15 protein-coding genes are annotated in these 21,107 nt (G+C 44.2%); 4 read left to right on the plus strand and 11 right to left on the minus strand.

The genetic code is table 11. The annotated features are described in order from the left end of the window. Positions 1-175 precede the first annotated feature (175 nt). The 8 genes from FAM09_RS21450 to FAM09_RS21485 all read right to left on the minus strand — a co-directional run bounded on the left by FAM09_RS21450 (position 176) and on the right by FAM09_RS21485 (position 9,880). The gene (locus tag FAM09_RS21450; protein WP_136579200.1) at positions 176-1,792 is read right to left on the minus strand and encodes an ABC-F family ATP-binding cassette domain-containing protein; all 1,617 of its coding nucleotides are present in this window, start codon (positions 1,790-1,792) and stop codon (positions 176-178) included. A 154-nt stretch (positions 1,793-1,946) separates the two neighbouring features. Next, entirely contained in the window at positions 1,947-3,452 is a 1,506-nt protein-coding gene (locus FAM09_RS21455; RefSeq protein WP_136579201.1) for a hypothetical protein, read from the minus strand. Positions 3,453-3,613: 161 nt separating this feature from the next. Next, positions 3,614-5,128, minus strand: a complete 1,515-nt coding sequence (locus tag FAM09_RS21460) for a hypothetical protein (protein ID WP_136579202.1) — start codon at positions 5,126-5,128, stop codon at positions 3,614-3,616. 36 nt (positions 5,129-5,164) lie between these two features. Beyond that, positions 5,165-5,647 carry a VOC family protein gene (locus FAM09_RS21465; protein ID WP_136579203.1) on the minus strand — a complete coding sequence of 161 codons (483 nt, stop codon included), beginning with the start codon at positions 5,645-5,647 and terminating at the stop codon, positions 5,165-5,167. Between the two features lie 190 nt (positions 5,648-5,837). Beyond that, entirely contained in the window at positions 5,838-6,602 is a 765-nt protein-coding gene (locus tag FAM09_RS21470) for a succinate dehydrogenase/fumarate reductase iron-sulfur subunit (protein WP_136579204.1), read from the minus strand. A 45-nt stretch (positions 6,603-6,647) separates the two neighbouring features. Continuing rightward, a complete protein-coding gene (locus FAM09_RS31300; RefSeq protein ID WP_317130700.1) occupies positions 6,648-6,905 on the minus strand; it encodes a four helix bundle protein in 258 nt (85 codons plus the stop codon). A gap of 173 nt (positions 6,906-7,078) precedes the next feature. Continuing rightward, on the minus strand, positions 7,079-9,085 hold the full coding sequence (locus FAM09_RS21480) for a fumarate reductase/succinate dehydrogenase flavoprotein subunit (protein ID WP_136579205.1): 2,007 nt from the start codon (positions 9,083-9,085) through the stop codon (positions 7,079-7,081). 84 nt (positions 9,086-9,169) lie between these two features. Continuing rightward, positions 9,170-9,880 carry a succinate dehydrogenase cytochrome b subunit gene (locus tag FAM09_RS21485; protein ID WP_136579206.1) on the minus strand — a complete coding sequence of 237 codons (711 nt, stop codon included), beginning with the start codon at positions 9,878-9,880 and terminating at the stop codon, positions 9,170-9,172. Positions 9,881-10,343: 463 nt separating this feature from the next. Between FAM09_RS21485 and accD the strand changes: the two genes are divergently transcribed. The 3 genes from accD to FAM09_RS21500 all read left to right on the plus strand — a co-directional run bounded on the left by accD (position 10,344) and on the right by FAM09_RS21500 (position 13,275). Beyond that, entirely contained in the window at positions 10,344-11,255 is a 912-nt protein-coding gene (gene accD / locus FAM09_RS21490) for an acetyl-CoA carboxylase, carboxyltransferase subunit beta (RefSeq protein WP_136579207.1), read from the plus strand. A 111-nt stretch (positions 11,256-11,366) separates the two neighbouring features. After that, positions 11,367-11,804: an SsrA-binding protein SmpB gene (smpB, locus tag FAM09_RS21495; RefSeq protein ID WP_136579208.1), complete on the plus strand. Its 438-nt coding sequence runs from the start codon at positions 11,367-11,369 to the stop codon at positions 11,802-11,804. Between the two features lie 487 nt (positions 11,805-12,291). Beyond that, positions 12,292-13,275 (plus strand): hypothetical protein, encoded by a 984-nt coding sequence (locus FAM09_RS21500; RefSeq protein ID WP_136579209.1) that lies wholly within the window; start codon positions 12,292-12,294, stop codon positions 13,273-13,275. Positions 13,276-13,479: 204 nt separating this feature from the next. Here FAM09_RS21500 and FAM09_RS21505 read toward each other — a convergent pair whose 3' ends face one another. From FAM09_RS21505 to FAM09_RS21515, 3 genes are all read right to left on the minus strand, one after another. Continuing rightward, positions 13,480-16,005, minus strand: a complete 2,526-nt coding sequence (locus tag FAM09_RS21505) for a DNA gyrase/topoisomerase IV subunit A (protein ID WP_136579210.1) — start codon at positions 16,003-16,005, stop codon at positions 13,480-13,482. Positions 16,006-16,083: 78 nt separating this feature from the next. Continuing rightward, entirely contained in the window at positions 16,084-16,929 is an 846-nt protein-coding gene (locus FAM09_RS21510) for a DUF1835 domain-containing protein (protein WP_136579211.1), read from the minus strand. A gap of 122 nt (positions 16,930-17,051) precedes the next feature. After that, a complete protein-coding gene (locus FAM09_RS21515) occupies positions 17,052-18,953 on the minus strand; it encodes a DNA topoisomerase IV subunit B (protein ID WP_136579212.1) in 1,902 nt (633 codons plus the stop codon). A gap of 685 nt (positions 18,954-19,638) precedes the next feature. Between FAM09_RS21515 and FAM09_RS21520 the strand changes: the two genes are divergently transcribed. After that, positions 19,639-21,081, plus strand: a complete 1,443-nt coding sequence (locus FAM09_RS21520; protein ID WP_136579213.1) for an ATP-binding cassette domain-containing protein — start codon at positions 19,639-19,641, stop codon at positions 21,079-21,081. Positions 21,082-21,107 lie beyond the last annotated feature (26 nt).

Below are 21,107 nucleotides of genomic sequence, written 5' to 3' on the forward strand. Positions count from 1 at the left end.
GGCCAAATGGTTTGATGGCTAGATGGCTGCGTCTGCCGATTTTCGGGGTGGCCCAAAAATACTCGCAAAGCAATTCGTTCAACGATCAGCCATCAAGCAACCTGCCTGCCGGCAGGCAGGTTCAACCATCAAGCAATCCACAACTGGAGCTAATGGTTTTGGAAAATCCGCCTTGTTAAGCTAATTGTAATTTATTAGCCTGCTTTCTTTCGATGTATTCATCAAAGCTCATCAGCTTATCGATAGCGCCATTGGGTGTAAGCTCAATGATACGGTTGGCAACAGTTTGCATAAAGGTGTGGTCATGCGAAGAAAGCAATACAATACCGGTAAAGTTCGTCATGCTTTCGTTGAACGACTGAATAGATTCCAGGTCGAGGTGGTTGGTAGGCTCGTCGAGGATCACCATGTTGGGGTCCTGCAACATCATACGGCTTACCATACAACGTACTTTCTCACCTCCACTCAACACCGATGTCTTCTTCATGATCTCATCGCCGCTGAACAACATCTTACCCAAAAAGCCGCGCAGGAAAGGCTCATCCACATCTGTTACGTGTGGTGGCACATATTGACGCAGCCAGTCCATCAGGTTCAGGCTGTTGGTAAAATATTTTGAGTTGTCGTTGGGCAAATAAGCTTTTGTTACCGTGCCGCCCCATTCGAATTTACCGCTATCAGCCGCAATTTCTCCATTGATGATCTCATAGAACGCGGTGATGGCCATTTGATCATCGGCTACAATGGCAACTTTATCGCCTTTGTTCAGGGTAAAGCTGATGTTGGCGAACAGCGGTTTACCTTCTATTGATTTCGATAATTTTTCTACGTTCAGGATCTGGTTACCAACTTCACGTTGCTGTTTAAAGATGATACCGGGATATTTACGGTTGGAAGGCGTAATGTCTTCAATAACCAGTTTCTCCAGGGCTTTCTTACGGGAAGTAGCCTGCTTCGATTTGGAGGCGTTGGCGCTAAACCGGGCGATGAACTCCATAAGGTCTTTGCGCTTATCTTCCATCTTCTTATTCTTATCGCTCAACTGGCGGGCAGCCAACTGGCTACTTTCGTACCAGAAGGTATAGTTACCGGTGTAGATCTTGATCTTCTGGCGGTCAACATCCGCAACGTGTGTACACACAGCATCCAAAAAGTGACGGTCGTGAGATACTACAATTACGATGTTCTCATAATCGGCCAGAAAGTTCTCTAACCACGATATAGTTACAACGTCGAGGTTGTTGGTAGGCTCATCGAGGATCAGGATATCTGGATTACCAAATAAAGCCTGTGCAAGAAGCACCCGTACTTTCATGGTACCGCTGATATCTTTCATTAATAAAGGGTGCACATCATCTTTAACACCCAGTTCGCTGAGCAGGGTGGCGGCATCGCTTTCGGCTGTATAGCCGCCCATTTCGCCAAACTCCCCTTCCAGCTCACCGGCGCGAATCCCGTCTTCTTCGGTAAAATCGGCTTTGGCATAAATGGCATCCCGCTCATGCATTACTTCCCACAACTTTTTATGCCCCATTAACACGGTGTTCAAAACAGTGCATTCGTCAAATTCAAAATGGTTCTGCTTCAACACAGCCATACGTTCGCCAGGTGTTATATCAACACTTCCCTTACTAGGCTCAATTTCACCCGATAAAATTTTCAGGAAAGTAGACTTTCCGGCGCCATTGGCGCCTATTACTCCGTAGCAATTGCCTTTACTGAAGGAAAGGTTAACTTCATCGAATAACACCCGTTTTCCGAACGATAGGGTCACATTATTCACTGTAATCATACGTGCGCAAAAATTTTGAAGCGGCAAAGGTACGAATCAATAGGCATAAGACAATGGACAACGGGCAATCAATAGGCAATGGGCAATAGGCAAGGTGTAATTATGCGAAAAGCCCGGCTATCGGCAGCCTTTGCTTATTGTTGATTGCCCATTGTCAATTGGTTTTTACGGAATTCATAATTACTGGAACATCAACCAGTAAGGTAGTATTGGTTATTGCTTCGCCCGACTTAAGGAAGGCTTCTTTATCAGGCCACTGTTTTACAACCACCTCTATCGCCTTTCTGCGGTCGCCGGTAGCTTCATAAACCAGTTGTTTGGTGAGCGGTACTGGCACCCAATTCCAGCAACTCGAGGCTACACCGAACTCATCCATAGACCGGTTTACATGATATTTTTCAGCCATAAAATCCTCTGAGGGACGAATGAAGTGAACGGTTTGTATACCATTGTGGAAATTTTGCCTGAAATAATTTTTAAGTGCCGCTGTTTCATCCACCACCGGACGCAGAAACACCTGCTGAAAGTTATACCGGGCGCAAAAAACAAAGAACAAGATCACAGCCACGCCCGCCATCTGCAACAACCGTTTGTTCTTTATAAAGAATAAGACCATTTCACAACAAACGATGAATACACACAGGTTAAGGGCCATAAGTGTTCTGTTTGAAGCATAGCTTTCCTGAACAATCAAAGAAAGTATATAAGCTACCGCAAAAATAAACCCAATGGCGGCAAGGTATTTTACAGCGTTTAGCCACTTGGCCCGTCCAAAGCGAATGTAGGTGGCAACGGCCAGGGCGCCCAGCATTATCGGGTAGTATATTTTTGAAATGAAGCTGTCTTCATGCGTTAATAAAGTGAACCGGAAACTTCTTTCCAATGGCCGCGCCAGGAAAAACTTTATTTTCTCCCAGGGATGTATGTATATGTCATAGCGGGAACTGGGCTGAATGTTATTTATCAGACTAAAACTAACCTTATACAAAACGTAGTAAACAGCATACACCAGAAAGTAAACCACCAACCCCGAGATCAATACGTAGTCTTTTTTGCCAGTAAATGGATTGATAAAATGGAGCAGCAACGGGAGCAGAAAACAGGCGAAGGCGCTCTGGTAAAAAAACAACGACACAATGCCTAACAACAAAGCGGGAATGGCAAATTTTACCGTAACCCGTAACTTATTCCCGCCGGAGAGTATTCCCTGCACTATAAGAGCGCCCGATACCAATGCGGCGGTATGGGCAATAAAAAACTGCATACAGGTTGCCCATTGTACCGATACAATAAATGGTAAACTGGTAACCAGGTACAGGCAGAAAAAAAATGGCAGGTACTCATACCCCGGCACATTGGCAACCGACCGCTTGATAATACCATACCAAATAGGTAAACAAGCCATCCAGCCAAACAGGGAAACCAACCGTATGTATTTAATATCATGTATGGTATCAGTCATTTTGAATAACCAGCTATGCAGCATTTCTGCCAGCAAACGGCCATCATCGGCGAACAACTGTAGATCTGGCGTTGAGTTGTAACCCCAGATCTCCAACGCCTCATCCATAAAAATGTATTCGCTGTAAAAAAGAGGCAGAAAGATCAATAATAGTAGTATGCTTAAAATCCCAAGTAAATAAAAATCTTTCCGTACCATACAAGCAAGCCTTCTTTTTGCTTAATTACCAGTTAATTACATGATTTAACCGGTACGCATCTGGTTTATAATATTAGTTGCGTATATATAACCAGAAAATGGCTGTAACCCCTATGGAGGCAGTGGATTTCTTTTACTTACCAGGGAAAAATAATGCTATTCTAATGTGCTGAAATTTTAGGATCAATCAGTTCCGGAACGTTCAATACCAGAACCTTGTTTGTAATAGCTTCGCCCGATTGGGTGAAGCTTTCCTTATCGGGCCAGAATTTTACAGTAAGTTTTTGACCGGTTTGGCGATCTCCGGTTATTTCAGCTACCATTTGCTGCATAAGGGGTTCGGGCACCCATTCAAAAAAGGTTGAAGGAACCCCAAATTCATCCATAGATATCTGCAAATGATGTTTCCTGCTGAACGCATCTTCCGTTGGCTTTATAAAATAAACGGTGGTGATGTTTTTATTATAATGTTGTTGAACGTGGTTTTTAACAGCCATATATTCTTCGTGAATTGGCTTCAGGAATTGCCTGTTGAAGTTATACCAGCCCGAAATAAGCAATACAGTAGCAACGCTAAAAGCCACTATTCTGCGAAGCTGAATGCTTTTAACGATATACAAAACCATTTCGGCACAAACGATCCATACACACATGTTAATGGCAAGTAACGTCCTGTTTGAAGAATAACTCTCTTTTACCACCAATGATGGCAAATAGGAGATCATAAAAACCAGCAGCACCGCCACAATGTATTTTATGGCCGACAGCCATTTCGCTTTTCCAAAGCGGATGAAAGCCAGCAACATCCAGCCTACCAGCAATACCTTGTAGGCAGCCCGCCCCAGTTTGTTATCTCCGTCAATAATGATATTGAACCAAAAAGCTCTTTTAAGCGGGTGCGAGAAGAAGAATAGTAATTTATCGAATGGCTCGGCTGTAAACCCCGTACGGGGATCGCTTGCAACATGATTGACCGTTACCCAAACCTTAAACAACACGAAATATACCGCATACATTAAAAAGTAAAAAGCCAACCCTTTTACGAATACCACTTCTTTCCTGGTGGTGTAGGCGCTGATATAATGAAATAAGAATGGCACCAGGAAACAGCCGAACCCACTTTGGTAAGTTGACAATGAAACCAGGCCGGCAACCGCGGCGCCCAATCCGGCGGGTACCGGCAACGACCACTTTTTTTCGTTATCCCTGATAGCGAGGTATAAAATAGCACCCGATAATAAGCCGGCGGTATTGGCGATCGGTAATTCAATACAAGAGGCCCATTGCACTGTTATTGAAAACTGTAAACTGGTCACCAGGTATAAACAGGTAAAAAAGGGCAGGTATTCATAACCGGGTCCCCGGGCTGCAATGCGTTTTACAATTGTGTACCACACAGGTAAACAAACCAACCACATCGCCAGGCCGAAGATCCTGATATACGTTATTCCGTGAATAGTATTAATGGCTTTAAATGATTTTGCGATCAGCAGCTCCGTGATCCATCTTCCCTGGGCGGCAAACATACTAAAGTCGCTCCCCGGCCAGTAAAGCCAGAGTTGAACTGCTTCATCTGTGTATATGTAATCAGTATAAAAAAGGGGAAAAAAGATCAGGAGCACTACCAGGAATAAAAACGCCAGTAAGTAAAAATCTTTGCGTTGCAGACCGGTCATATTTTATAAGATAATGGTTTAAAAAGTATGGGTGTATTAAATAAGGCTCAATAATTCATTCACATTAAGCGGCTCGGTCATCATTTGCAGGTTTCCTTCTGTATCGAGCGGCCATTGTTCGCGAGGGCGGTCGTAATACAGTTCAACGCCATTGCCATCAGGATCGTCCAGGTAAATGGCTTCACTCACCCCGTGATCGGCCGTACCGGTTAACGGGTATCCGGCATCCAGTAACCGTTGTAAAACGATGGCCAGGTCCCTTCTTGTTGGATATAAGATGGCAGTATGAAATAACCCGCAGGCCCGTTGTGGCGCCGGTGGCGCGTTTTTACTGTACCAGGTATTCAGTCCAATATGATGGTGATAGCCGCCGGCTGAAATGAACACGGCCTGTGCACCGTACCGCTGCGTAATTTCAAAGCCTAATATTCCCTGGTAAAACGCTAACGCTTTATCGAGGTCAGACACTTTCAAATGCACATGACCGATGCTTACTCCGGATGGGACTTTGTATTCCATGCTATTGGTGAGGGGTTAAAAATTCAATATAAATTACTGAATTAATTTGACAATGGGTGATCACCGTAACTAGCGAAAAAAATAAGGTTGATAAGTTAAGGTCAATATGCTTTGTTGGCATATTAACGTATCAACTTGTCAACCCTATTACTCCCGACTTCATCGGGACTAACCTTTCAACTAAAACAAACTATTTTTCTTCAGTCATACCGGCAACAATATATTCTTTATTGAGGCGGGAGATATTAGTAACTGAAATCTCTTTCGGACAAACGGCTTCGCACGCTTCCGTAAAGGTGCAGGAACCAAATCCTTCCTTATCCATTGTTTCAACCATTTTCAATACGCGTGATTTGCGTTCGGGTTCGCCCTGTGGCAACAATGCCAGGTGCGATACTTTGGCTGAAAGGAACAACATAGCCGAGCTGTTCTTACAGGCAGCTACGCAGGCGCCGCAACCAATGCAGGCAGCAGCCGCGAAAGCCGCATCGGCTTTGTCTTTTTCAATGGGAATGGCGTTGGCATCAACGGGGTTCCCGGTGTTTACTGAAATATATCCACCAGCTTGTATAATACGATCGAATGCGGTACGGTCAACTACCAGGTCTTTCAATACCGGGAAGCTGTTGGCGCGCCAGGGTTCTACTACGATGGTATCGCCATTTTTGTAGGCGCGCATGTGCAACTGGCAGGTGGTATTGGCATGCCAGGGCCCGTGCGGACGGCCATTGATGTACATGGAGCACGCACCGCAAATACCTTCGCGGCAATCGTGGTCAAACGCAATAGGGTCTTTTCCTTCTTTGATCAATCGCTCATTCAGCACATCAAACATTTCCAAAAAAGACATTTCAGAGGAAATATCGCTTACCTGGTACGTCTCAAATCTGCCATTATCGCCACTGCTCTTTTGTCTCCAGACTTTGAGGGTAAGATTCATTGTATAGTGCTCCATTATTAACGTGTTATTTGAAAATTTGAGAATTTGAAAATTTGAAAATCAGACAACCTGATTTTTTGAAGTTGAAATGATCCGGGATAATATTTTAATGATCTCTTCCAGATCAATTTTCAACTTTGATTCAAAATAATAGCTTTCACTTTTTTCACACAAAATCAACCAGTACAATGTTTCGCTTGCTTCTTTAGCCGCAATCTTCATTTTATGAATAAAATCCGCTTTGCTCTCTCCATTTTGAGCTTCAAATACATTTGCGCCTATTGAAGTAGCAGAACGTAATAATTGTTTTGCTATTATATACTTTCTGTCTTGTTCAAGAACTCACAGTACTTTATTATTGAAAGAGAAAACTGCAAAGTTTTTTCTACAATAACATTTTCCTTATCGTTTCTCATAATTTGGAAAATTTGTTGTGGTAATTGATTAGCATTTTCAAATTAACACATTTTCAAATTTTCAAATTATTAAAATTATTTATAACTTCTTTGTGTTGGCTTAGCCACTTCAAAGTTTAGTTCTTCCTTGTGTAATTGCCAATCGCTTTCGCCTTTGAATTCCCAGGCCGATACGTAGCTGAATCTGGAATCATCGCGTTTTGCTTCACCGTCTTCGGTTTGCGATTCTTCGCGGAAGTGACCACCACAGCTTTCATTGCGGTTCAAGGCATCTTTACACATCAACTCGCCCAGTTCAATAAAATCGGCAACCCGGTTGGCTTTGTCGAGCTCAGGGTTCATTTCATTAATACCGCCGGGGATGCGCACATCGCTCCAGAATTCTTTTTTCAGTTGTTGAATTTCTGTGATAGCCTGTTGTAACCCTTTTTCATTACGGGCCATTCCACATTTATCCCACATGATCTTACCCAGGCGTTTATGGAAACTTTCAACAGATTGCGTTCCTTTAATGCTCATCAGCTTTTCAATACGATCGCGTACAGCTTTTTCAGTGGCCACAAATTCCGGATGATCTAAAGAAATAGGCTTGGTGGCTATTTCATCGGCCAGGTAATTACCAATGGTGTAAGGAATTACAAAGTAACCATCGGCCAAACCCTGCATCAGCGCTGACGCACCCAAACGGTTAGCGCCGTGATCGCTGAAGTTGGCTTCGCCCAGTGCATATAAACCAGGCACAGTGGTCATCAGTTCATAATCAACCCACAAACCACCCATGGTATAGTGCACCGCGGGATAAATACGCATGGGCACTTCGTATGGGTTTTCACCGGTAATCTTTTCATACATATCGAACAGGTTACCGTATTTCTCTTTTACTACTTCAACACCATGTTTGCGGATCACCTCGGCAGAGGGATTGTTGATGCCCAGTTTGCCGCATTCTATTTTACCATAGCGTACAATGGCGGCAGCGTAATCGAGGTAAACTGCCTGTTTTGATGAACCTACACCGTAACCTGCATCGCAACGCTCTTTGGCAGCCCGGCTGGCCACGTCGCGTGGAACCAGGTTACCGAAGGCGGGATATCTTCTTTCGAGATAATAATCTCTTTCTTCTTCAGGTATTTCGCTTGGTTTGCGGTTATCGCCTTGCTTTTTCGGCACCCATATACGGCCGTCGTTACGCAGCGACTCCGACATCAATGTCAATTTAGATTGATGATCGCCGCTTACCGGGATACAGGTGGGGTGAATTTGTGTATAGCAGGGATTGCCAAAATAAGCGCCTTTGCGGTGTGCTTTCCAGGCAGCGGTAACATTGCTACCCATGGCATTCGTACTTAAATAGAATACGTTGCCATAACCGCCTGAACATAACAATACGGCATGTCCGAAATGGCGTTCCAGTTCGCCGGTGATGAGGTTGCGCACAACGATACCACGGCATTTGGCTTCACCGATCTCATTTCCATTTTTGTCTTTGTCCCTGATCAACACTACATCCAGCATCTCGTGGCGGGTGTACATTTCCACATTACCCAGGGCAACCTGGCGCTCCAATGCCTGGTACGCGCCTATCAATAACTGCTGACCGGTTTGACCCGCAGCATAGAAAGTGCGTTGTACCTGTGTACCACCGAATGAGCGGTTGCTGAGCAAGCCGCCATATTCACGGGCGAAGGGAACACCTTGCGCCACGCATTGGTCAATAATATTTGCGCTCACTTCAGCCAGGCGGTGTACGTTGGCCTCACGGGCACGGTAGTCGCCACCTTTAACAGTATCGTAGAACAAACGGAAAACGGAGTCGCCGTCGTTTTGATAATTCTTTGCAGCATTGATACCACCCTGTGCGGCAATAGAGTGCGCGCGACGGGGTGAATCCTGAAAACAAAATGCTTTTACTTTATATCCCAACTCGCCTAATGAAGCTGCAGCAGAAGCGCCGGCCAGTCCGGTTCCCACGATGATCACTTCCAGCTTGCGTTTATTAGCGGGGTTTACCAGTTTGCAATGTCCCTTATAATCGGTCCACTTCAGATCTAACTGCCCTGCGGGAATTCTTGAATTAAGCATATCGAAAGTTTCTTATTTTATAAATTTCGTGAATGTATCCCGATCCCGATAGTTTTTGGGGGACGGGAGGTAAAGAAGTGGTTGTTATTTAGTAACCCAACCAAAATAAATACTAAGGGGCATTAATGCAAAGATCAAAGGAACAATGATCGAAAAACCTACGCCCACGCTATTTATCAGTGCCAGCCACTTTTTATTGTGCACACCCACCGTTCTGAAAGAACTCTGGAAACCATGCAGCAGGTGCCAGGCCAGTGAAAAACAACCGAGCAGATATATTAAAACTACCACAGGATTCTGAAACACATCAACCATTTTGCTGAATACATTATGCATCTCACGGCCATTGTAAGATACTTCGTTTAATGTTGTTTCATAAGTGATGCGGGAAGGAACCCAGAAATGTGAAATGTGAACGATGAGGAAGAGTAAGATCAATGTGCCCAGTAAGCCCATTGATTTTTTATACCAGGCGCTTCCCTGGCTACCCATGCTTACTGCGTAGCCTTTTTTCCGGCGCGACCGGTTTTGCGCTTCCAGCATAAATCCCTGTACGATGTGAGCGAGAATTCCAATGAAGAGGCCGATTTCCATTAAACGGATCACATAAGACGCTCCCATAAAATGAGCGGCTTTGTTAAACATTTCACCGTTGTCGCTGTCATCAACCATGTCAGCAAAAATGCAGGCATTGATCCCTACGTGAACGATCAGAAAGGTGATCAGGAACAAGCCGGTAAATGCCATTACTAACTTTTTACCTACCGAAGACGTGAAGAACTCAGACCATTTCATGCAAAAATGAATTAAGTGCAATTAAAGACCACACTGTATACCTGCCAGCAAACAGTGATCTTGCCCAACAAAATTTCATTGCCCTTTATACTATAATGAAATTTTGCCATGGCAATTCATCTGAAAAATTTTTTAAGGGCCCAGGTATTATTATACTTTTTTGATGGAGTATAATCGCACACCTGTAGCATAAGATAGGTTAAACGAACAAAGAGCTTTTGAAATTTAATGGCTGAGGCCAGCCCTTAAATTTGGCGCAAATTTAAAGCAGCAAGGTTAAAAATCAACACCCTGTTAAAATTTTCCTGCAAAAGCGGGATGGAAATTAGCCCAATAACCCCGAATAATGATTTCTGCATCCTATAAAATACTTCACAACTTTGTACGTTCTGGTGGTGTAATCAATTGAGTTTCGGACTCATTTTGTTAAAATCCCTATCTTTAGCCCCTTTAAATCTACTTAATGAAACAGGAAGAGGATTTTGAAGCCAACTTAGCTGGTGAAGATGGTCAGGGTGAAGAAGCCAAAAGAAGCTGGTTCAAACGCATTAAGAAAGGCATCCTTACCAGTACCGCAGAAAAAAAAGAAACGCCGGAAGGTTTATGGAGCAAATGCCCCGAGTGTGGTTATATATGTACCATGACCGAGCTGCGGGAAAGTTTATTCGTTTGTCCCAAATGTAATCACCACCACCGCATTGGCAGCGCCGAATATTTTGAAATTCTTTTTGACGATAATAAATACGACGTATTGTTTGAGAACATCCGTTCCAAGGATTTCTTACACTTTACCGATCTGAAGTCGTATGGGAAACGCCTCGATGAGATCTGGTCTAAAACCGATATCACCGATTCTATTCGTATAGGAAAAGGATCCATAAAAGGTTTGGACCTGATGATTGGGTGTATGGATTTTGAATTTATCGGTGGTTCCCTGGGCAGTGTAATGGGTGAACGGATAGCCCGCGCTATTGATGTTTGTCTGGAAGAAAAAATACCCCTGATGATCATTTGTAAATCAGGCGGCGCCCGGATGATGGAAAGCGCCTTCTCTTTGATGCAGTTGGCCAAGGTTTCGGGTAAATTATCACAGTTAACAGATGCAAAAATTCCTTATATCTCTTTGCAAACCGATCCATCGTTTGGTGGTATTTCGGCATCGTTCGGCATGCTGGGCGATCTGAATATTGCCGAACCAGGCGCCCTGATCGGTTTTGCCGGCCCACGTGTAATTAAGGAAACTATCAAAAAAGACCTGCCCGAAGGATTTCAGCGAAGCGAATTCCTGCTGGAACACGGCTTCCTCGACTTCATTGTTCCGCGGAAAGAGCTAAAAGAGAAACTGGCTACGGTATTATCTTTGTTTAAGAACTAATAATAGGAAACAATTTCTGATTTCGGGATTTTGAGATTTTGGGATTTCATCAGTTTTGAACTTTCCGAAAAATCTCAAAATCTCTAAATCGCTAAATTCCGCAATCTCTTCATGGCAGACATTAGGAACCGCTCGGCTTTTCACGATTATTCCATCGAAGATAAATACGATGCGGGTATGGTATTGGTAGGAACTGAAGTGAAATCACTGCGTGACGGGCGCGCCAGCTTTAACGACAGCTATTGTTACTTTAATAAGGGCGAATTATGGATCAAAAGCCTGCATATTGCTGAATATTCGCATGGTACGGTCAATAACCACGACCCCGTACGGGAAAGAAAATTACTGCTGCAGAAAAGGGAGTTGCGAAAAATGGAGGCCAAAATAAAAGAGAAAGGCTATTCTATTGTTCCGCTGCGCATTTTCTTTAATGAAAAAGGTTATATAAAACTGGAGATCGGGTTGGGAAAAGGTAAGAAGCAGTATGATAAGCGGGAAACCATCAAAGCGCGGGACACGGAAAGGGAGATGAAAAGGTACCTGAAGTAAGTTGAAAAGTTGACAGGCTTGACGAGTTAACAAAGTTACAGGTTACCAGATACCAGTTACCGGGCCGAAAACAAGAACAACCTGACTGTTGGTAAGATTGCTGAAACTTAGGTCATGGCAACCGGAAACCGGAACAGATCATTCCTATTGACCGTTTTCACTTTTACCCCAACAGCCAACTCGTAAAAACACGTCCGTTTTCCCTGATTTTTACCAATTACCAACGCACTTATCCATTATAAAAATTTATTTTCCACAGAGTTTGCCAATTACTCTGAGAATTGAAAACTGCGATATACTTTTGTGGATAAGCATCGTATCCTACCCTTACAATATCCGTTTGAAAAACACCCACCCAAAAACAAGCCATAGGCCGTTCAGAAAATTGTTAAGCGTTAAACCAACATGTATAAGCTTAGCAGGCTCAGTTCGTATTAGAAATTTTGCAATTTATTGCATGGCTTGATTTTTCTACTTAAATTAACATATGCTACGCATTATTTTAGTTCTCTCTTTCTTGTTAACCGGAAGGTTTGCATTTTCCCAATCTATATCGGGTTCCTGGTATGGTAAGGCAGATGTGGTGGTGCAAGGCATTGCCAATAACTATCTTACCGAAATGGTCCTAAAACAAAGAGGCAGCGAAATAGAAGGCGTTTTTGGCTATTACTTTAAAGATACCTACCAAAGCTTTTTTGTTCGGGGTACCTATAACAAGGAAACCAGGTCTGTTAGCATTAAAAATTTGCCCATGTTGTTCTATCGGTCCAGAGAAACACAGAACGGGGCAGAATGCATGATGGATTTTGAAGGCACTTTGCGGGTAAGCCAGGTTAAAAGCTCCATGAACGGATCATTCTTAACCATTGAAAAATACAAATATACCTGCCCCGAAATGCGGGTAAATTTCACAATGGACGTATCTACCAAAAACCTCGACAGTATGCTGAGCAACAGCATCGTAGGTAAACGGTTCTGGATGCCGCAACGGGAAGATGTTGTTGTAAAAGCCAATACGCCTGTTGCAAACGGAAGTCCCACTTCTTCGGTAATTGCCCCTTCAAAGATAACCGACAGCGCCATTGCCTACAACGAGCGTAACCTGGTAGCGCAATTCTCCCGCAGAAAGATCATCTACACCAAAGACCTGGAAATTGGCAGTGATTCTATTCGCGTGAGCCTGTACGACAATGGGGAAATTGATGGCGATACCGTTACCGTTTTCCTGAATGGTAAACCGGTAATTACCCACCAGGAGCTCACCGCCCGCGCAACGAATATTTACCTTACACTCGATAACAGTAAAGATGTAAACGAGGTGAGCCTGTTTGCGGAGAACCTGGGTAAGATACCGCCTAACACCGCATTGATGGTTGTTACAGATGGTATTTCAAGATTTGAAGTATTTCTATCCAGTACCTACACGCAAAATGCGACGGTGAGAATCAAGAAACGAATATCGCGACATTAGCGAATCGCATATTATCTAACTTATCGCCAATAAAAAGCTCCGGTTATTGCCGGAGCTTTTTTTATATATGTACTATTTTATATGGCTTGATTGTTTAATTGTTTGATTGTTGTGCCTCAGGAAATTCTGAATGCCTGATAAAAAGAAGTAATTCCGAACAATCGGAGATCGCAACCATCTAACAATCTAACCATCTAAAACAATCTAAAACAATTCCGGTTGCTCCGGGTCTTCTTTCTGCTCTTTCATCACCCACTCAAATTCGGTACTCTTGCTAAAGTCGGTCAGTTTATTACCAACCGCTTTCCAACCCATCACTTCCACAAAATCATAGATCTTGATCTTCTGGGTACGGGCCTGGGCGCCACGGCCTGCTTTTATTTGAATGATAGGCTCCGGATGCGTGGTCACGGCTTCCAGGAAGTTACCATCACCCTCTTTTATCAGCATGAACTTGTTGCGCAGGGTGGTTGTTTCGATCTTGAACCGTTTTACGTTGAACTGCTGTTTATCATTATCCAGGTAAATGGCAGTAACGATCTTCTCTGGGTCAAATTTTTCGATCTCGATCACATTATCTACATCAAACTTCTGCGTCAGTTCCTGGTCGGTGATCTCGTAATTACCATCGTGGTAAACAACCAGTATTTTGTCTTCAGGCTGGAAACTGCCCAGGTACTCCCCTTTCGATTCGGTATTCAGGCGACCGAACTGATCATCGAACCACAGCTTTTTACCACCGAGGGTCGATTTGCCGGCCTCTTTGAACTTAACTGATTTGATCCTGAACTTGGTTACCTGGTTACCCATACTGCTACGGGCCTTGATCTCCAGCTCTTCAAAATAAAAATCAAACTCTTTTTTACGCGCCGTACTGTTAGGGTCCAATATAACTCTTACTACTTCCGCTTCCCCATTCGGGTTGGCACTGAAGTAATGCACTTTGGTTTTCTCAGAACCTTTGTTGGTAAGGTCGTATTCTTTATCGCGCGTAATACCGGTTACGTTAAAGCGTTTTGCGTAGGTTATACCGGTTTTGTTATCTACATACATCATGTTGTATGTAGTTCGCTCGTCGTTCTTTTGGAACACGGCTACGTGGATGATATCCTTGCCGATGAACGCTTTTTCAGATACTTTCACCACTTTCATTTTACCTGAACGGGTGAAAGCAATGATATCATCGAGCGAAGAACAATCCACAACGAATTCATCTTTCTTCAAACCGCTGCCAATGAAACCATCGGCGCGGTTCACATACAGCTTGGTGTTAGCAATGGCCACCTGTTTGGCCTGAATGGCCTCAAACAGTTTGATCTCGGTTTTGCGCTCCCGGCCCTTGCCGTATTTCTGCAATAATCCTTCGTAATAAGCAACGGCAAAATCAACCAGGTTATTGAGGTCGTATTTTACCTGCTTAATATCTTTATCAAGCGCTTTTATCTGATCGTTCAGTTCTTCTATATCGAGCTTGTAAATGCGGCGTACCGGCTTCTCGGTAAGCTTCACAATGTCTTCGCGGGTAATATCGCGCCGAAGTTGTTTGCGATATGGCTTGAAAGCTTCGGTAATGCCATCCAGCACTTTTTCCCAGGTAGCATATTTCTTTTCAAGCTCTTTATAGATCTTTTCTTCGAAGAAGATCTTTTCCAGCGAGGTGTAATGCCATTTTTCCTGCAGTTCAGCCAGCTTTATTTCCAGTTCGCGTTTAAGCAGTTCCTTGGTGCTTTCGGCTGAAATGCGCAGCAGTTCATGTACGCTAATGAACGTCGGCTTTTGTTCTACGATCACGCATGCGTTGGGCGAAATGCTTACTTCGCAATCAGTGAACGCATACAGGGCATCGATGGTGATGTCGGGAGAAATGCCCGGCGCCAGATCGATCAGCACTTCCACTTCAGCAGCTGTGTTATCGGTTACCTTCTTGATCTTGATCTTACCCTGGTCATTGGCTTTAACAATGGAATCCATCAATTGGGCCGTTGTTACACCATATGGCACGTCGCGTATAGCCAGTGTTTTTTTATCAACCTCTTCAATATGCGCCCGCACCCGCACTTTTCCGCCGCGCTTACCTTCATTGTAATTGGTAACGTCGATCATACCGGCGGTTTGGAAATCGGGATAGAGTTCGAATTTCTTTCCCCGCAGGTATTTTATTGCGGCTTCTATGATCTCGCAAAAATTGTGTGGTAATATTTTAGTGGCCAACCCAACCGCAATTCCCTCGGCGCCATGCGCCAGCAATAACGGGAACTTCATGGGCAGCGTTACCGGTTCGTTCTTACGACCGTCGTAGCTCAGTGCCCATTCGGTGGTTTTGGCATTAAAGGCTACTTCCAGCGCAAAGCGGCTCAGCCTTGCTTCAATGTAACGAGGAGCAGCAGCATCGTCGCCTGTACGCACATCACCCCAGTTACCCTGCGTTTCAATCAGCAGGTCTTTTTGTCCCATGTTCACCAACGCATCCCCGATACTGGCGTCGCCATGGGGATGGTATTGCATACTCTGCCCGATGATGTTGGCCACTTTGTTAAAACGGCCATCATCCATTTCTTTCATAGCATAGAGGATCCGGCGTTGTACGGGTTTCAATCCGTCTTCAACAGCAGGCACGGCTCTTTCAAGGATTACATACGAAGCATAATCCAGGAACCAGGTTTTATACTGGCCGGTTACCCCGGAGTCGTTGTGTTGTTGTAAAAAACTATTTTCTTTGCTTTTTGCCATCTTATAGTTTCTCGTTTCTTGTTTTTAGTTTTTGGTTGCTGCCGCGTTCAAGGCCTTTCTTATTCTTATTTCTCATTTCTACTGCGGTGTTTCTTCTGTTACAGCTGCCGCCTGTGCCGATTTGCCTTTTACTTCAAAATCTTTCATCCCTTTTAATTCACCCTGCACATCGTAACTGCCAGCGGTCAACAAATTTTTCAGTCGCCACAAAATATAGGCATCGCCGGTAGTTTGTTTGTTCTTATGCAGGAAATTATGAATGATCTTGCTGGCTTTTTGCCAATCACTGGTAATGTATTTCTTCAGGTCCTCATCATAAAAATCATAATCCTTTTGTCCCAGTTTCTTTCCCCCTTCCAGCAGGCGAACGCCTTTTTCTTCGTTTTGCAGGCGTGTCCACTCATCAGGGTCTACTTCAAATTCACTCAGGGTAATGGGACGGGCCAGTTTCTTTGCCTTCAGGAATTCTTTAGGCGGGATCTGGCTTAACCATTCGGGATAAAAGATCAATCCTTTTTCATTGATGAAGGGCAGGTTGTTCAAATACAGAATATGCAATCTTCCCTGAAAATCTTTCAACTGGCTCATTAGCCAGTAATAACCGCTTACGTCGTGCTTGTTCTGGGCCGCCCAGATGTACACGATCTCATCGGGATTATGGGCCAGCCGTACTATTAAGTCAACGACGGTTTTCATATCATCCACATCACCTGTATCTACTTTTCCGTCATAATCGCCACCGGCCAGCACTTCGCGCCACCATTGCCTGCGGGCTTCTATGCCTTCGGTGGTGTATATATCTTTTATGGGACCAACCGCATAATCGTCTTTTATCTGGATCACGTCGCCCTGTAATGTTTCATCCAGCTCAATGGCTTTTTTCAGGACTTCTACATCGGGGGCGTTAAAAACAATATGGATCATTTAATTTGAAAATTTGAAAATGTGATTGAAAATGCCTTTTACGAAGCCAATAATTTGAAAATTCGAAAATGCCTTTAAGCTGATTGTATTTCATTTTCAAATCTTCAAATTTTCAAATTGACTCATTTCTTTGTATCCTCTTCAACCAGATCCAGCTCTACCCGCAGGTTATCGATAATAAACTCCTGGCGCTCCTGGGTGTTTTTACCCATATAGTATTCCAGCAATTGCTGTACGTGCTCACCTTGTTCAATAATAACCGGTTGCTTGCGCATTTCCGGACCAATAAACCGCGCAAACTCTTCCGGAGAAATTTCACCCAATCCTTTAAAGCGGGTGATCTCTGGTTTGCCGCCCAGTTTTTTAATGGCCGCCTGTTTTTCCGCTTCGTCGTAGCAATAGAATGTCTGTTTTTTATCACGTACACGGAACAACGGCGTTTCCAGAATGTAAACGTGACCATTCTTCACCAGGTCGGGGAAGAACTGTAAGAAGAAGGTCATCATCAACAGGCGAATGTGCATACCATCCACATCGGCATCGGTTGCAATAACAATGTTATTATAGCGCAGTCCTTCGTACCCTTCTTCAATATTCAATGCGTGCTGCAACAGGTTGAACTCTTCATTTTCGTACACCACTTTTTTAGTGAGTGCAAAACAGTTCAATGGCTTACCGCGCAAACTGAATACCGCCTGCGTTTCTACATTGCGCGATTTAGTGATAGATCCACTGGCCGAATCGCCCTCGGTAATGAAAATGGTGCTTTCTTTCGCTTTCTCTACGATCGATTCTTTATCGCGTCCTGTGGGCTCGTCGTTCAGGTGGTAACGACAATCGCGCAATTTGCGGTTGTGCAGGTTGGCTTTCTTCGCGCGCTCATTGGCCAGTTTTTTAATACCTGCCAGTTCCTTCCGCTCGCGTTCGCTTTGCTCAATCCGCTTCTTCATTGCATCTGCAATGGTTGGGTTACGGTGCAGGTAATTATCCAGTTCTTTCGACATGAAATCACCTACGAAGTTGCGCATGGAGGGACCGCCTTCATACACTACCTGTGAACCCAGCTTTGTTTTTGTTTGCGATTCAAACACGGGTTCCTGTACGCGCACCGAAACAGCGGCGCAGATGCTTGCCCGAATGTCGGCCGCATCGTAATCTTTTTTATAAAAATCACGTATGGTCTTTACCACTGCCTCGCGAAATGCCGCCAGGTGGGTACCACCCTGTGTGGTGTACTGACCGTTTACGAATGAGTAATATTCTTCACCATACTGGTTCTCGTGCGTGAGGGCCACTTCAATGTCTTCGCCCTTGAGGTGAATGATCGGGTAGCGCAGCTCGTCCTCATTGGTTTTACGCTGCAGCAGGTCGAGCAAACCGTTCTTACTAACGTACTTCTTCCCGTTGAAATTAATAACCAGCCCCGCATTGAGGTAACAGTAATTCCAGATCTGGCTGTCGAGGTATTCAGTAATGTAATGGAAGTTCTTGAATACCGTATCGTCGGGAATGAAAGTAACCAGCGTACCGTTGCTTTCTGAGGTTTTATTCTCTTTATGGTCTTTTGTAAGCACGCCGCGTTCGAATTCGGCTGATTTTTCCTTGCCTTCCCTAAAAGCAGTCACTTTAAAATAGGTACTCAGGGCATTCACTGCTTTGGTACCTACCCCGTTCAAACCCACGCTTTTTTGGAATGCCTTGCTGTCGTATTTGGCGCCGGTATTGATCTTGCTCACTACTTCCACCACTTTACCCAACGGGATACCGCGACCGTAATCGCGGATGGTAACCGATTTTTCGTTTATGGTAATATCTACCTGCTTACCATAACCCATGGTATACTCGTCTATACAGTTATCGATCACCTCTTTGATCAACACGTAAATACCGTCATCGGGACTGGAGCCATCGCCCAGCTTACCGATATACATACCTGGACGCAGGCGAATGTGTTCCCGCCAATCGAGCGATTTAATCGAGTCTTCGGTATAATCAAACAAGTCGTTGTTTTTTTCCTTTGCCATGTTTTATACGGATTCTTCTTATTTCTAGGTTCTTAGTTATTGGTGAATGGTGATAATCAATTGGCAATGAGCAAGCAATTGGCAATTTTCAAAAAGCCGATCTACTGCGCTTCACCCCATTCATTTTTCATTTTTTGTTAATTGGCCGGCTTTTGCACTACTATCATCACCGGTTGTGTCACTCACTTCAGGGTTCGGAAAGCTACCCGGCATACCTATATCAATCTGTATAACAACCATTTGCAATACAATCTTTCTTACATACACAATTAGTGTCACAAAATATTGAACGAAAATATGCCGCCGGGCCGCTTTGATGCAAATCGTACACCAAAAACGCCTGAACGGGCAAATATAGCCAAATGACGGCAACCGTTTTTTTACAGAGTTATTAACTAATGTGGAAAATTAAAAAAATTGAGCAGTTAACAGGGTTAAAAGTTGACAAGTTCATGGCTTAAAAAAGGCTCAACTACTTTATTCCCCTATAAGCTATCCCTCTTCTTTTCATAAAGAAAAAAAAAATCATGCTGATAACCAGGGATCAGCAGCCAATTTGCTTTGCATTTCCCGGGAAACGGGCCAGGGTTCTCTCACCATCCCATCATTTTCAAGGCTTTAAACAGTTATTATTTCAAATTAACCAGCTAAGTTGCAGACTGATTTTCCGCATATATTTCATTTTATGAGTACACCACTGGCCCAACTGACCGATGTTTCGGTGATTATTAATGGCATTGATATATTAAAAGATATTAATCTAACCATTCAACCCGGCGAACAATGGGCCGTGGTGGGCAAATCGGGCAGCGGCAAAACTACCCTGGCCCATGCCCTGACCGGAAAAGTATTTCACAGCGGTACGGTAGCGTTCCATCTGCCCAATCATCTGCATGCCAACCGCCTCCTGCTGATTGAACAGCAGCACCATTTCAAAAACCGCTCAAATACCAGCGATTTCTATTATCAGCAGCGCTATAATTCGGCCGATGCGGAAGACACGATCACGGTGCAGGAGGCATTGCAGCCGCTTATAGATAAGTCGCCCGCCAGTACCTGGATAGAACAATTGCACCTTACGCATGTGCTTGACGAACCGTTGATACAGCTATCGAACGGTGAAAACAAACGCCTGCAACTGGCCAAAGCCCTGTTCCTTGACCCGGCCGTGCTTATTATGGATAACCCGTTTACGGGATTGGACGTAGAGGGCCGGCAAACCCTGCATCGCATCATAGACACCATTGTTGCCAGCGGTATTTCCATCATCCTGATTACGCCGCCACAGGAATTGCCGGCCTGCATTACCCATGTGGCCGTGCTGGAAAATGGCCGCCTGGTTAAAGCCGGTAAAAAAGAGGAAGCGCAATTGTTTGCATCGGTGCTTAACCCGGCCCTGCCTGCAGAAACCATTAAAAAACTAAAAGCGGCTGGCGACAATAATCATTTTACCGCTGCGGTAAAAATGGTGAACGTGTGCATTAAGTATGGAGAAAAAACAATTCTGCACAACATTAACTGGGAAGTAAAAAAAGGCGAATGCTGGAGTGTATCGGGTCCAAATGGCGCGGGTAAAAGCACCCTGCTGAGCCTCGTAACGGCCGACAACCCGCAGGCTTATGCCAATGAGCTGTATTTATTCGACCAGCGGCGCGGCAGCGGCGAAAGCATCTGGGATATTAAACGCCGGATTGGTTTTGTATCGCCCGAGCTACATCTTTATTTTGACCGGGGCACTTCCTGCTTTGATGTTATTGCTTCGGGATTGTTCGACACCATTGGGTTGTTCAGAATAATTTCTACCGAACAACAGGAACAGGTACAGGCCTGGATACAATTGCTGCAATTAGAAAATGTTCAACGCCGGCCGCTTTTTCAATTGTCTCTGGGGCAGCAGCGCATGGTATTGCTGGCGAGGGCGCTGGTAAAGAACCCGCCTTTATTAATACTTGATGAACCTTGCCAGGGGTTAGATGATGAGCAGATCAGCTATTTTAAAACGCTCATCAACCAGCTTTGCGAAACTTTTAATACTACCCTGCTTTATGTAAGCCATTATAGTAAAGATTTGCCGGCGTGTATTACTAAAGCTGCTTATTTGGAAAATGGAAAAATGATTATTAAGTGAAAAGCTGCAAGCTGCAAGCAATACAG

Origin of the sequence: Niastella caeni (genome assembly GCF_004834005.1) — a bacterium.
GTDB classification, from domain to species: Bacteria; Bacteroidota; Bacteroidia; order Chitinophagales; family Chitinophagaceae; genus Niastella; species Niastella caeni.